The organism is Bradyrhizobium sp. LeoA1Lang (genome assembly GCF_055413685.1).
Genome location: NZ_JBVAPG010000034.1, coordinates 44,516 through 60,305, shown reverse-complemented (window position 1 = coordinate 60,305; position 15,790 = coordinate 44,516). Strand labels below are relative to the sequence as shown.

Genomic DNA, 15,790 nt, shown 5'->3' with positions numbered 1-15,790 from the left:
GACTGCTGATGCATTGCGATTGATGGCCTTGACACGAACCATCCCATGTGAGGTTCTGGCTGGCTGGTTACCCGCCTCGATACGCCGCCCTTCTCAGGCCGTCATCACCCAGATTCCGCCATAGCTCTGATCTTCGGCCAAAAAGCGGTTGTTCCGACAAAGAGAAAAACTACTGTAGGTGCAACGTCGGTTTGATGGTCTTGTCGGAATGCGTATTGATTTTCCTCGCAAATTGTACGCCTCTCAAGTAGTGGCTCCGTTATGCCGTGCAAGGAATGGCAATAGGAACGTCCCTCCGACGGCAGATCCGTCGAAAAGAGATTTACTGCTCTCTGGCGCACGAGACGGATGGAAGAATGGTACGTCGAACTGCACTAGTGACGGATCTCGCCTGCGTTCTCGTCGCCTCATTGTTGCTGGCATGGAGCAGCGTGTGCGTGCTCGCCCAGCCGAGGAACGAGGCCGCGCAAGGCGGCGAGGAGGTGGTCTTTGATATTCCGTCGCAACCGCTTGCGGCGGCGCTCAGCGCATATGGGGCAATAACCGGCGTGCAGGTTCTCTATGAGACGGCCCTGGCCGCGGGCAAGACGTCGGCGGCAATCAAAGGTTCGTTCGCCCAGGAGAGTGCGTTGCGGGTCCTGTTGGCTGGCACTGGCCTTGTCGGCCGCAGGACCGATGTAGATGCCATTACGATCGCGCCGGCGCTCCGCGAACAGCCTGGCAGCGCCGCTCTCGTTGCCCCGGACGCGAGATTTCTTGGCGCGTTGCAGGCAGGGGTTCTCGGCGCTCTGTGTGGGAACACCGATACCCAGCCAGGCGGCTATCGGATGGCTTTGCAGCTCTGGATCACGCCTGCCGGTGTTCTGCAGCGTGCGTCCTTGCTCGGCTCAACCGGCAATGCGCATCATGACGAAGCATTGATCGCACAATTGCAGAACGTGCGGATCGCTGTCTTTCCGCCAGCCGGCATGACGCAACCGGTCACGCTCACGATCGTGCCCCGTTCGCCACTGCAGTCTCCGGAGTGCAGTGGCGGGCGGTGAACACGCCATTTGCCCGTTACGGTCGGCGGCTACCGCTGGGCGCTGTGTTGTCTAACTGTTACATTTCCTTGTTACCAGAATTTTCCTCTACTTTCCGACACGCTCGGGTTTGGGCCAGACGCTTGAATTTGCGAAGATTTCAGAGCAAGCATTCGCTGGCGCAGCCCTGAGTACCGGGCGGGCCAATGGGCAACACGACTTGGGCGGCGCTTCGTGATCTGCTCGCCAACCGATATGACGAATTTCGCGCGCGTCTGACGCGCCGCTTGGGCTCGGAAGAACTCGCCAGCGAAAGCCTGAACGAGACATGGCTGCAGCTCCATCGCCAGGATGAATCCGCCTCCATCCAGAGCCCAACCGGTTATGTTATGCGCACGGCGGTCAATATCGCGACAGATCGTCGCCGTATGGAGACGAGGCGCGCGCGCCGTGCCGACGTGCAAGCCGCCCTTGAAATTCCTGATCCGGCGCCCGGGCCGCAGCGTGAGGCTGAAGCGCGCCTCCAGCTGAAAGCACTGCAGACCGCAATCGACGCCCTGCCTGAGCGCACGCGTGAAATCCTGATCGCCGCACGGCTCCGGGGACAGTCTCAGCAGGACATTGCGGACCGGTTCGGCATCACGGCGCGCATGGTGCGCATAGAATTGCGTCGCGCGCTCGACCTTTGCGAAGCCCAGCTTGAAAAAGATACGACAAATCGTTTCCTGTCGGGCTCATCACAAACGTCCATAGATAAAGCAAACCACCTTCCACCCATACCGGTGCCCCCAAAGCGGGATGATGGACGGTGAATGGATATCCGGCGATGACGATGGACGAACGGTCCGTCCCGCATGAAGCATTGCGACGCAAGGCCAAGGACTGGGTCGTCCATCTTTCCACCGGGAAGGTGACGGAAGCTGATCTACGCGCGCTCGAACGCTGGTGTGCGGAAAGTCCGCTTCACGCGCAAGCCTATGCGCAAGCCTGCCAGTTGTGGGGCATGCTCGGCTCGCCGTTGGAGGCGTCAGCGCATGCGGTAGATAAAGCTGCAACAATCCGAATTCCGGGTATCAGCCGGCCGATCGGACGTCGTGCGTTCCTGGGCGGCACATTGGCCGCTTCGGCGGCGGCCGTCGCGGGCATCATGGTCGTCCGGCCACCCCTCGAATTGTGGCCCGCGCTCAACGAATTGGCGGCGGATTACCGCACTGGAACCGGCGAGCAACGCAAGATCGAGCTTGCGGATCGGGTTTCGATCGAGCTCAACACGCGGACGAGCCTGAACGTGCGCGAGCAAACAGAGACAGCCAACAAAATCGAGCTGGTCGCCGGCGAAGCCGCGGTGTCGGCCGGACAGCGCCCGGTGGTCGTGCATGCCGCAGCGGGGCAGGTCGCTGCGAGCAATGCACAATTCACTGTGCGTTGCGATGGCGCCGAGGTGCGCGTGGCGTGTCTTGCCGGGATGGTCAAGGTCGATTGCAGTGGACGCACCGCGATCCTCCGGCCGAGTGAGCAGATCATCTATGCCGCGCACGATCTCGGACCAATTGCCGCGGTTGCCCCCGAAGTCGTGGCCGCCTGGCGCGATGGACTTCTGATCTTTCAGGATGAGCCGTTGGCGCGTGTCATCGAGGAGGTCAACCGCTATCGCGCCGGCCGGATCATCCTGATGAATGCGGCTCTCGGCGAGCGCAGAGTATCGGCACGCTTCAAGCTCGACCGTCTCGATGCCGTTTTAGCTCAGTTTCAGGAGGTCTTCGGCGCCAAGGCCACGCCGATCGGCGGCGGCTTTGTCGTGCTGACCTGATATCATGATACCTTTGAGTATTCCTGTCGACGATGCGACCTGTTTTCGCGGGAAGCGCGAGATCGCGAGCCTCGGGATCGATCCACCAGAAATTATTCGCTGAATCCATTTCCTCTCATAGGGGGCTGAAACGTCTTTAGGCGGTCGAAATGCCTGACGACCAGGCGGCGCCAGAACGGCGCGGCCTGGATCTGTCTCTTGGAGAGTGCCCGCCCATGTCTCGCCCCGCTGCCACCGCTTCATCAATCTCCGCCTACCGCAATGCGCGCCGCGCTGCATTGCTCACCGGCGTCAGTGTGGCGGCGCTGTTCTTCTCCGACCCGGTCGCGATAGCTCGTCCCTTGGGTGGACAGGCGCCGACACCGTCGGCAGCGGCGATCGCGGCAGCGCAATCGGCGCAACAGGAAGCCGCCCGCGCCGCGAGTCAGTCCTCGGATGCACTCAAGCGGGCGACGCTCGCGATCCAGGCGCAGCAGGCCAGCCAGCAGGCGGCCCGTGATGCCGCGCGCGCCGCAGTGAATGCGTCTTCGGTCCCCAATGGCTTGGTCGTCGGTGGACTGCAGCGGGCGGCCGGCGCTGTTCCGGGAACCGACCTGTGGCAGGGGGCGAACCTGCCGACACAGTTCACGGACGGCGACCGCGTCAAGGTCAATATCGGGCAGACCCAGCAGAAGGCCATTCTCACCTGGGACACCTTCAACGTCGGCGCTCGGACCGATCTGCGGTTTGAGCAGCACGGCAACCGCGACTGGGTCGCACTCAACCGGGTGCTCGGCACGGATGCGCGGCCGAGCCAGATCCTCGGCAATATCAAGGCCGATGGTTCGGTCTACGTGATCAACCAGAACGGCATCATCTTCGGCGGCGGAAGCCAGATCAATGTCGGTGCGCTGATCGCATCGACGGCGAAGATGTCGGACGAGCAATTTCTGAAGGGCATCTATTCAACGCAGACGGGATCAACCTGGACGCCGAGCTTCACCGACGCGGCGGCGCTGCTCGGCAATGGCACGGGCGGCGGGGTGGTCAAGGTCGAAGCGGGTGCACAGATCGAGACGCGCGCACCGGCGTCCGTCACATCCGGCGGCGGCTTCGTGCTCTTGATGGGCGGGCAGGTCATCAATGCCGGCGCGATCACCACGCCGAGCGGCCAGACCCAGCTCGCCGCGGGTGACGACTTCGTGCTGCGGCGGGGCTATGGCACCGACCAGAACATCGCATCGACCACCCGCGGCAACGAGATCGCGCCGGTGTTGCGGGCCGGCAGCCTCGCCGGACTCGTTCGCAATGACGGCATGGTCTTCAGCGCACAGGGCGACATCACGCTCGCCGGCCGCACCATCGAGCAGAACGGCATCCTCGTCGCCTCGACCTCGGTCAATACCCGCGGCACCATCCATCTCCTCAACGCCGCGACCGACACGCTGGGCAGCGTCACGCTCGGCGCGGGCAGTGTCACCACCGTCATCCCCGAGCTCGAGAGCGAGGAGACCGCACTCAACAGCCAGCGCGACACGCTGATCGCAGCGTCCGCCGCCGCGAACCAGCAGCGCAGCCAGTCGGCGAGCGACGCGTTCAACAACCTGTCCCTGCTTGCCGACCGTCTCGATCAGTCGCGCATCGAGATCGTCACCGGCGGCAATGTGATCTTCAAGGGCGCAACGCAAGGTTCGCTGACCATCGCGCAGGGCGGACAGGTCGCGGTGTCCGCCGGCGGCCGCATCTTCACCGAGAGCGGCGCCACGATCGACGTCTCCGGCGTGCGCGACGTGTCGCTGGCGATGTCCGCCAACAACATCATGGTCAACATCCAGGGCAACGAGCTGCGCGATTCGCCGCAGAACCGCGACAGCAATGCGCTCAAGAACGCCGACGTCTGGGTCGATATCCGCGATCTGACCTATGTCCCGTCGGGCACGGGCGGCTATGAGGGCGATCGCTACTACACGCCGGGCGGTCTGCTCGAACTCGGCGGCCATCTCGCCAACATCCGGCACAGGATCGGCGAATGGAGCGCAGTTGGCGGCACCATCACGCTGTCGGCGCCGGCGGTGATCGCGCAGGCCCGATCGGTGTTCGACATCTCGGGCGGCTCGATCCGCTATGAGGCCGGCTATATCCGCACCACGAACTTCCTCGGGGCCGACGGGCGGCTCTACAACATCAACGATGCCCGCGCCGACATGACCTTCTATGGTCTTGGCAGCGGCTTCATCCGCAAGCACGAGCGCTGGAACGTCACCGAGGTCTGGACCAGCCCGTTCGGCCGCGGCCGCGAGAGCGTGCGTTGGGAGGAGGGCTACACGGTCGGGCGCGATGCCGGACGGCTGATTCTGTCCACGCCGACGGCGGTGTTCGAGGGCGACATCCTCGCCGACGTCGTCACCGGCGAGCGGCAGCAGCAGGCGCGGCCCGAAGGCATCACTGATGGTTACAAGGCTGCGCAAAATACGATCGCGCAGGCCGGCTCGCTCGTGCTGGGGCGCTATGACCTGACGGCGGGGAACAACGGGCCCTATGCGGTGGACGTCAGGATCGGCGATGTCGCCGACGTCACCGTCAATCTGACGAGCGACGCCGCGCTGTCCGGCGAGCGCACCGGCACCGCCTGGTTCGATGCCGGCCGCCTGAACGAGGCCCGGCTCGGCGGGCTGACGCTGGAGACGCGCGGCAAAATCGGCATCGAGAGCGATCTGACGCTGGCCGATGGCGGCGTGCTGACATTGGTTGCGCCCACCACCGACATCGCCGCCGATATCACGGCGCGCAGCGGCTCGATCCGCGCGACCAACTGGTTCGCGATCCACCCTGATAGCGCCGCCGTTCCCGGCGAGCTGTTCGATGCTGATGGCGCGGCTTCCATCACGCTGCGCGAGGGCGCGATGCTGGATGTGCGCGGTCTGTGGGTCAATGCCGTCGTTGAACCGGCCGATACCAATAAGCTGGCGCATATCGACGGCGGCGATGTCTTCCTGGCCACCAGCGCCAATGTGACGATGGAGAAGGGTAGCCGGATCGACGTGTCCTCGGGCGCGGCCTTGAAGGAGACGAACAAGACCGTCGGCGGCGCGGGCGGCGATATCATTCTCGCCTCCGGAGCGCCCAAGAATGGCCCCGTCGGTTCCAATCGCACGCTGAAGCTTGATGGCGATATCGCCGGTTATGGCGTGAAAGGCGGCGGCACGCTGCAAATCGAGACGGCATTGGCGGTCGTGATCGGCGGCGGATCGTCGCAAGGTCTGTCGCTTGCCACCGATCTGTTCCAGTCCGGTTTCTCAAAATATGACATTACCGGCTATGGCGGCGTCAAGGTGGCGGAAGGCGCGGCGCTGGATGTGTTCGCGCCTGTCTACCGGGTCAAGGATGGGGGCTTCGGCGTACCCTCCGCCGCTGATACGTCGAGCGCGCTTGAGATATGGACGCCGCCGCTGTGGCAGGAAAATGCGGTCAAGGGGGTGCTCACCCAGCGCGCCGGCGCCAGCCTGAAGCTTGGTTCCGGCGGGCCTTATGTGGCGGTGAAAGCGCCGGTCGAAATAAGCGAAGGCGCGGTCGTCACCGTCGATCCGGGCCAGAAGATCGAGCTCAGCGGCGGGGGCCAAATCACCATCAATGGGCGGTTGAACGCCTATGGCGGCCGCATTGCCATTACCGATCCGAGCCTTCCCGGCTATGACGGCACCGCCAAACCCACCTCGGTGTGGATCGGCGACAAGGCGGTGCTGGATGTGGCGGGCCGCGCCTATGTAGCGCGCGACGGCAGGGACCGCCGCTATGGCGTGGCGCAGGATGGCGGCAGCATCGAGATCGGCGGCACGATCGACTGGGAAGATGTGAAGACCAATACCAACCGTCCATCGGACCGCTTCCTGATCATCCGTCCCGGCGCGGTGCTCGATGCGTCGGGCGCAAGCGCGGTGCTGGATATCCCGGAAAGCGGTCTTGGCGCTGCCGGACAGCCGGTGACGGTCGCGGGCGATGGCGGCTCGATCGTGCTGCGGTCGGCCAACGGTCTTTATCTCGACGGCGTGATGCGCGCGGCGGCGGGCGGGGCAGGCGCTTCGGGCGGCACGCTCGGCATTGCGTTTACCGGCGCCGAATGGAGGAACGGCACGCCGGTCGATCCGGCACTTCTTAACCCGCGCGTGATCACGCTGGCGCAAACACAGGGCGAAAGCGTGCTGTCGCCGGGTCTTGCGGCGGGCGCGGCCGATGCGGGCCTCACCTATGGCTTCGCGCGGCTGGGCAAGGACCGCATCGAGGCGGGCGGGTTCGATCATCTGTCGCTGGCGGGCACGGTTTTCGCCGAGGGCGATTTGAGCCTGGCGCTGCGCGGCAGCTTCCGGCTCTTTGGTGGCCTCGCCTTGGCCGGGTCGGCGCCGGACAGGGCGGCAGTGGCGATATCAGCTCCCTATGTGCGCCTGGCGCAGACCTATTATCCTACCCTGTTCTCTGGCGCCAACATCATCAAGCCGACCCCGGCGCCTACTGCGGCGAGGCCGGGAGCTCGGCTGGCCGTCGATGCCGACCTGATCGATATCGGCGGCAATGTTTTCCTTTCCAGCTTCGGCGAAACGGCGCTCACGAGCCGGGGCGATATAAGGCTGCTCAATGGCTATAATGCGGATGTGAACGCGGGCAATTGGCCGACGCAATTGGTCGTGCCCGGCAATCTGACGCTTACGGCGGCGCAAATCTATCCGGCCACCGGCGCGACGGCGAGGATCATAGCCGGCGCCATCCCCATCTCCGCCGGGAGCGTTACCGACGTAAAAATCACCGACCCGAACGGCCGGCTGACGATCCGCTCCATCGGCGGCGCGACGCCCGATGTGCCGTATTCCGTCTTCGGCACGCTCATGCTTGGCGCTGCTTATATCGAGCAGGGCGGCGTGGTCCGCGCGCCCCATGGCAGCCTCCAGATCGGCACCGCCCCCTTCTCGGTCGCCGAGGGAATCAAAGCGCACGTCACTTTCCTGCCGGGCAGCCTGACCTCGGTCAGCGCGGCGGGACTCACCATGCCCTATGGCGGCACGCTGGATGGCATCGTCTATCGCTACAACGGCGTGGAGGTCCAGCCGGACGGGATAAGCCCCCGCGGCTCAGGCGATGAGCCCAAGCGCGGGATTTCGCTCTACGGCGTCGCGGTCGATGTGCGGGAGGGCGCGACGCTCGACCTCTCGGGCGGCGGTGACCTCACCGGCGCGGGCTTCGTCAGCGGGCGCGGCGGCTCGGTCGATGTGCTGCGCACCGCGCTTGCCAATGCCAATCCCGCCTATGGCTTCAGCCGGTCGGGCAATGCCGTCTATGCCATCGTTCCCGGCTATGCCGGCGGATATGCGCCTGTTTCCGCCGATGCGGGTGCGGGCAACCCGGCCATCGGGCGGCAGGTGACGATCCCCTCGGGTGTGCCGGGCCTGCTGGCGGGCACCTATACGCTGCTGCCATCCACCTATGCGCTGCTGCCGGGCGCGTTCCGCGTCGAGATCGGCGCGGGCAATCAGATGGGCCTCGCAGGCGTCACCGGCATCGGCAACGGCTCCTATGTCGCTGATGGTATCATGGGAACCGCCAATACCGGCGTACGCGACGCGCTGGCGAGCCAGATCATCATCACCCCGGCCGATAGCGTTCGCACCCATTCGTCCTACAATGAGAAGAGCTACAATGATTTCGTGCTGGCCGATGCGGCGCGGCGCGGCATTGCTCGCGGCATGATGACCGTGGACGCCAAGACCCTGATGCTGATGCCGGGGGCGGGCGCGGGGCTGGGCGATACGCCCGCCCTCAAATTCGACGGCAAGGCGCTGTTCGCGCCGCAGGCCGGAAGCGTTGGCTTCGGCGGCACACTGGCGGTGGGGATCACTTCAAATCGTCCGATTGAAATCCTTGCCGATGGCCAGAAGCCGGTGGGGACGGACAAGAGCGGCGTCGCGCTCTATGCCAGCGATCTCAGCGGCTTCGGCGCATCGCGCCTGTCGATCGGCGGCGTACCCGTGGTGAGCTATGGCGGCACCCAGGTGGGCTTTATCGGCCCCGCCAATTCCGTGATCGTCCGCTCGGGCGCGGTGCTGTCGGCGCCGGAGGTGTTTCTGATCGCCGCGGGAAGCGATGCAAGGCCGGGGGAGGGGCGCATATTGGTCGAGCAGGGCGCGTCGATCACCACGATCGGCCGTGGCGCGCCGAGCTATGATTCCAGCGACGGCTTCATTTTCGGCGGCGGCAACATGAGCATGCTCGCGGTGTCCAATGGTTGGATCAATTTGCTGGCTCCGACCCAGCCCGGCAGCGTGCCGGTCGATATCGGCGGCTGCATCACGGTCTGCTCAGGCGAAACCACGCTTTATACCGAAGGCACCATCGGCGTTTCCACCGACAAGGCCTTCACGCTTGCCGACAATCTGCGCTATGGCGCGCGCAATCTGGTGCTGGGGGTCTCCGCCGTCAATCTCGGCTCCAGCGAAAGGCTGGCTGCAGCTCGCGCCGCGGGCCAGCTCCCGCCGGGCATGACGCTCAATCAGGATGTGCTGGCGGGCCTGCTCAAGGGCAACACCGCCGTCGGCACACCCGCGCTCGAAACGCTGGTGCTGAACGCGCGGGAATCCTTCAATCTGTTCGGCTCGGTTGAACTGAACACGCTCGCCACCGGCACCGGCAAATCGTCGGTCCAGCGGCTGGTGTTCGGCACCCCCGCCGTCTACGGCTATGGCTCCGCTGACGACAAGGTCACCATCACCGCCGGAGAGTTCATCTGGGCGGGCGCGACAGCCGCCGGTCCCAGCCCGGTTCCAGGCTATTCGACACCGGCCGCGCCCGGTGCGGCGATGCGCGACCTGCTCGGCGACGGCAGCCTCGACATCGTGGCCGACCGCATCCTGCTCGGCTATGCGCCCAACACCCAGCCCAATAATCTGGTTTCCGCCGATCGTCTCGCCCTCGGCTTCGCGTCGGTCAATCTGACGGCGAGCGAGCGGATCACCTCCAGCGGCAAGGGGGCGCTCGCGGTCTATCACCATCAGGGCGACTATGTGGCCGATAAGGGCTGGCAATATAGCGGCGGCGACCTGACGCTGAATAGCCCGCTCGTCACCGGTGAGGCGGGCTCGGTCAACAGCCTCACGGCGGGCGGCGCGATCACGCTGTCAGGCGCGGGGAAGACGGCCGGCAGCGACACGCTGGGCGCGGAACTGCAACTTGCGGCGCAAAGGATCGATATCGGCACGACGCTGGCCTTCGCCTCCGGCAAGCTGGCCCTCAACGCCGCGCAGGATATCACGCTTTCCGACAAGGCCCGCATCGATCTTGCGGGACGCGCAGTCAAGATGTTCGACGTCACCAAATATAGCTGGGGCGGCGACCTCATATTGGCGAGCACGGGCGGAAACATCCTTGCTGCGTCGGGTTCGCTCATCGATCTCTCGGCGAAGAACAATCGCGGCGGCGCGATGAGCGTTACGGCGCTGGGGACTGCGGCGGGGCATGTCGATCTCATGGGAACCATTCTCGGTTCCGCCAGCGGCGCATACGATGCCGGCGGCACGATCGTTCCCTATGACGCGGCACAGATAACGCTGCGGGCGCAGACCCTGGCGGATTTCGCCGGGCTCAACAGCCGGCTCAATGCGGGCGAAGTCTTCGGCGCGCGGCGCTTCCAGATCAAACAGGGCGATCTCACCGTTGGCGACGAGGTCAAGGCGCGCGAGGTGCAGATCGTCGTCGATGGCGGCAACCTCACCGTCAATGGCCGCATCGACGCCAGCGGTTATCAGGTCGGCGCGATCCGGCTTGCCGCCAAGGGCGATCTGACGCTCAACGGCACGCTCGACGCGCATGGCACGGGGATGCGCTTCGACAGCTACGGCAAGATCATCGACAGCCCGAACCGGGCCATCGTAGACCTGACGAGCCGCGAAGGCAGGCTCACGCTTGGGACCAATGCGGCAATCGATTTGCGCGCCGGAACCGAAATCGCGCAAGGCACGGGCGCGGGCAGGAATGACGGCAAGGCGCGCGGCACGCTCGACCTCAATGCCGCGCGGGTGGGCGCGGATGATGTGGCGATCGATATTCTGGGGACACCCGCGATATCAGGCGCGAAGACGACAGCCGTCAATGCCTTCCGCAGCTATGACGATGCGCCGCTGGCGGACCTGCCCGACGTGTCGGGCGCGCGGCCGCAGCTCATCACGCAAGCCTATCTCGACACCATCGACGGCCACAGCCAGGCCTTCATCAACGCCGCGCTCGGCAATGCGTCGCTCACCGCGCGTCTGAAACGTCTCGGCGATTATCATTTGCGCCCCGGCGTCGAGATCGTCAGCAATTCCGCGACCAATCCCGGCGGCGCGCTGACGGTTTCGGGCGATATCGATCTGTCAAACTATCGCTACGGCCCCAACGCCAATCGTCTCAACCCGGCGCTGCGCGGCTTCGGCGAGCCGGGTGTGCTGGTCATCCGCGCGGCGGGCGATTTGAACATCCATGGCAGCATCAATGACGGCTTCGCGCCGCCGCCTGATAATCCCGACGAAAAGGGCGCGGGCTGGGTGCTGACCGAGGGGCGCGACGATCTGAACGGCGGCAAGACGCCGTTCGGCGGCGACATCGTGGTCCCCATCGATGGCGTGGTGCTGGATACGGGAACGCAGTTCCAGCAGGGCGCGGTGCTCAATTATGATATCCCGGCCGGCGCGGCGACATTGCCATCAGGCACGGTTCTGCCGGTCGCGATGGTGCTTGACGGCAATCTGACGCTGGTGGCGGGTCAGGTGCTGGCGGCGGACGTGGTGACATCATCAGGCACGATCATCAAGGCCGGCACCGTGCTGGGCGAGACGCTGACCTTGACACCGGGCGCGCGGCTCGGCGCGGGCACGCGCCTTAATGCGGATGCCAAAATGGCGGCCTTCATTTGGCCCAAGGGCGTGCCGCTGCCGGTGGCGCTCAATACCAGCAAACGCATCACGCTGGCGCGCGGCGCGCTGATCCCGTCCCAGACCAAGGTGGAGCTGGTGGACGACAAGCCGGTCAATCTGTGGCCGGTCGATGCCGACGGACGCCAGAATCGCCGCAACTGGGCGCTGGCGCCGATGCTGCCGGAAGGCTCGACCTCGTGGGACATGACGGCGGTGGCGGGAGCGGATCTCGGCTCCGCCGATGTGCGGGCGCTCGATGTGGCCGGCAAGGGCGATATCGTGCTGGCGGATACGCATTATGGGATGCGTGGCTCTGTGCAAGATTCATCTGTCTTGAGATTCACGAAGGCTTTCGTATCCGACATTTGGGGCGATCCAGCCGTAGAGGGAATGACGCTGGAAGAATTCTTGGCCTATACCGGCTTTCCCTCGATAGAAGCGGCTCTTGGTGTCAGTCTGGAAGAACTCTGCGGACTTGGCGATTTCTGCGTTGGCGGCGGCGGCGGTGGCACGAAGACCTACACCTACAGCCCGGAATACCCACTCTACAGTGTGCTGCGCACCGGCACCGGCGATCTGAATCTGCTCGCGAGCCGCGATGTGCGCATGATGTCGATGTTCGGCGTCTATACGGCGGGTACGCCGACCGCGCTGCCGGGCGGCGAGACCGCCAACGCGGGTTTCAACCTGCCGCGCGGCACACGCGCCGGTACCGATTCCATTCTCGGCACGGTCAATGAAAGCATGGATTACAGCGCCGCGCTGGCGGCTTATCGGGCGTGGTATCCCGATCAGGGCGGCAATCTGCTGGTTTCCGCCGGCCGCAATGTGAGTGGCGATAGCTGGGACAAGGACTCGGCCAGCGCTACAAAGGAGAAATTTCAAGCAGCCCTCTATTCCAGCAGCGCGGTCGGCAATTGGCTGTGGCGGCAGGGTAACAGCGGCACGGCTGGGGTGAATGACATCGCCACGAGCTGGTGGATCAATTTCGGCACTTATGTGAACAGCTCCGACGCAGGGGGCGCCACGCCACGTCTGGTCGGCTTCACCGGCTTCGGCGCGCTGGGCGGCGGCAATGTCGATATCATCGCCGGCGGCAATGCCGGCGTGGTCGATGCGCGCGGCGATGCCGCCCGCAACACCAACGCCAATCGCTCGGCGCGCTCGCAGGGGCTGGTCGCGGCGGTCGGCTCGACTGGGCGCGTGGTCGGCGGCGATCTTGTGTTGACGGGCGGCGGCGATCTCTCGATCAAGGCGGGCGGTTCGTTCAATTCCGATCTGGAGTCCGTCACGGCGACATATCCGAGGCCGATCTCGCATCTTCTCGATCTCAACGGCATCTTCACCAATCTGCGCGGCGCGGTCGCGTTTGAAAGCGGCGCGCTCGGCGGCGTCAAGGACGGCTATAGCGCGAATGGTGGCGGTATTCGTCCGGATGACCCGTTCGTCGCCGCCGGTGGCACCCCCTTGGGCGGGCCGGTGCTGATGCTGGGCGACGCCGTCGCCACTATCGACACGCGCGGCGATCTCGTGCTGGGCGGCGCGGGCGATCCGGGCCGCGTGGGCCTGGTGAATACGTCCCCCTTCACCTATAATGGCGCAGCCTTTAGCGGCCAGGGCGAGGGCTGGTTCTCGCTCTGGACCCGGAATACCGCCATCAATCTGTTCTCCGCCGGCGGCGATTTGACGCCCACTCTCACGCCGAATGCGCAAATGCGGGGCAGCGCTGGGGGCAGCAATGTCAGCGTGGAGGATCTGCCGGCGGGTGTTACCCCTAGCTACCAATATTTCATCTATCCCTCCATCCTGAGCGCTGTCGCCGCCAGCGGCGATATCAAACTGGGCCAGGGCGCTTTCGACGTGACCAATGGGCCCCAAGCCTCGGGCCTGCTGCTCGCGCCATCGCCGAAAGGCCAGCTCGAACTGCTGGCCGGCGGCTCGATCTATGCCCCCACCCACAGTTACAGCATCAGCATTTCGGGCGCGGACACCGCGCTGTCGACGCCCTTCCGCCCGGCCTTCGCGGGCTATCGCACTTACAGCAATGGTGCCGATCCAACGTTGCTGGCGCACAATCTATCGGCTGATGGCACTAAGGGTATCGCAACGCTGTTCGCTTTCGGTCCCAATACGCCGCTCGACGCCGCGCTCCATGCCGGCAATGCAACCCCGTCGCGCTTCTATGCCGTGTCGGGCGATATTGTCAGCCTTGAGACCGGGGCCGTTCGCGACATGAAGGGGAGATCGCCAGTGTTCGGGTTCAATCGCAGCGTCCTTACCTGGTATGAAGCCGGCGCGCCGGTGTGGATGCGCGCCGGTGGCGACATATTGAGCGCCGATATCGTGTCGGTGCATAGCAATTTGACCGATATATCCCTAATCGAGGCCGGCGGCGACATCGTCTACAGCAATGTAACGGTCGCCGGCCCCGGCGCGCTGGAAATCACTGCGGGCCATGGCATCCAGATGGAGGACAAGGCCTCCGTCACCTCCGTGGGCGCGATCATCAGCAACGACAAGCGCGACGGCGCGTCCATCACCATGATGGCCGGAATGGAGGGCGCGGACTGGAATGCGATCCGCGCCCGCTATCTCGACCCGGTCAACCTCGCCGATCCCGCCCGTCCGCTTGCTGACCAGCCGGGCAAGGCCGCCAAGATCTATGCGCAGGAATTGTCCGGCTGGCTGGCGGAACGCTACGACTTCACCGGAACGGATGAAGAGGCGCTGGCCTATTTCGACGGCCTTGCGCCGGAGCAGCAGCGCATCTTCCTGCGGCAGGTCTATTATGCGGAGCTGCGCGAGGGCGGCCGGGAATACAACAAACCCGCCAGCAGCCGCTACGGCTCTTACCTGCGCGGCCGGCAGATGATCGCGACGCTGTTCCCGGACAAGGATGCGCAAGGAAACGAAATCGCGCGCGCCGGCGACATCACCCTCTTCGGCGGCTCGGGCGTGAAGACGCTGTTCGGCGGCGATATCGAGCTCATGGCCCCGGGCGGCCAGATCGTCGTCGGCGTCGAAGGCCAGGTGCCGCCCTCCACGGCGGGCGTGGTGACGCAAGGGACAGGCGATATCGGCTTCTATTCGAAGGGTTCCGTGCTGCTCGGCCTGTCGCGCATCATGACGACGTTCGGCGGCGACATCCTCGCCTGGTCGGCGGAAGGCGACATCAACGCCGGCCGCGGCGCAAAGAGCACGATCGTCTACACGCCAGCGAAGCGCGTTTACGACAATTATGGCGCCGTGACTCTGTCGCCAAACGTGCCGTCCTCAGGTGCCGGCATCGCGACCCTCAACCCCATCCCAGGTGTCGCAGCGGGCAATGTCGATCTGATTGCGCCGCTTGGCACGATCGATGCGGGCGAGGCGGGGATTCGCTCCTCCGGCAACGTCAACCTCGCGGCGCTGCAGATCGTCAACGCCGCGAACATCCAGGCGCAGGGCAATGTCACCGGCGTTCCCACGGTGCAGGCGCCGCCGGTCGCGGCATTGTCCACCAGCAACAACCTGACGGCGGCGACGCAACAGGCTCAACCAATCGCGCCCAGCACCAACGACCGTCCGTCGATCATCATCGTCGAATTCCTCGGGTTCGGCGGCGGCGAGGGGACCTCGCCGGATGGCGGTGAGGAGCGGGGTCGACGTGACCAAGGTCGACAGAGCTACGATCCGACGAGTTCGGTCCAGTATGTGGGCGTGGGGCAGTTGACGGACGATCAATTGCGGAAACTGACGCCGGAGGAGCAGCACCGGCTCGCCCGCCAATAGTCGGCGGACCTGCGCACGAACGTGTCGTTGAGGCTGCGGCTCGGCCTCAACGGACGCAACTTCAATTTGTTGTTGAATCGCGGAAGCTGGCTGATATCGGCAAACGGAAGCCAGTCGAACACTCGCTTGGCCGGCCAACATAGCGTCTAGCGCCTTACGCCTTGCACCATGCGGATGATTGAGGAAGGTAACGCAAGTTGGTTCGGTGCGGGGAAGGCGGTAGCGCTCCCGCGCCGCCGAAGCAGACGCTGCGCCCCCATGATGGGCTGGAGCGA

At 65.0% G+C, this 15,790-nt stretch carries 4 protein-coding genes; all 4 read left to right on the top strand.

Annotation, left to right across the window (positions count from 1 at the left end):
* The first annotated feature begins 377 nt into the window (after positions 1-377).
* The gene (locus ACZYOF_RS14455; protein ID WP_463716165.1) at positions 378-1,043 is read left to right on the top strand and encodes a secretin and TonB N-terminal domain-containing protein; all 666 of its coding nucleotides are present in this window, start codon (positions 378-380) and stop codon (positions 1,041-1,043) included.
* A gap of 185 nt (positions 1,044-1,228) precedes the next feature.
* Entirely contained in the window at positions 1,229-1,834 is a 606-nt protein-coding gene (locus ACZYOF_RS14450) for an RNA polymerase sigma factor (RefSeq protein ID WP_463716164.1), read from the top strand.
* Between the two features lie 14 nt (positions 1,835-1,848).
* On the top strand, positions 1,849-2,832 hold the full coding sequence (locus tag ACZYOF_RS14445) for a FecR family protein (RefSeq protein WP_463716163.1): 984 nt from the start codon (positions 1,849-1,851) through the stop codon (positions 2,830-2,832).
* A gap of 215 nt (positions 2,833-3,047) precedes the next feature.
* A complete protein-coding gene (locus ACZYOF_RS14440) occupies positions 3,048-15,515 on the top strand; it encodes a filamentous haemagglutinin family protein (protein WP_463716162.1) in 12,468 nt (4,155 codons plus the stop codon).
* Positions 15,516-15,790: the final 275 nt, after the last annotated feature.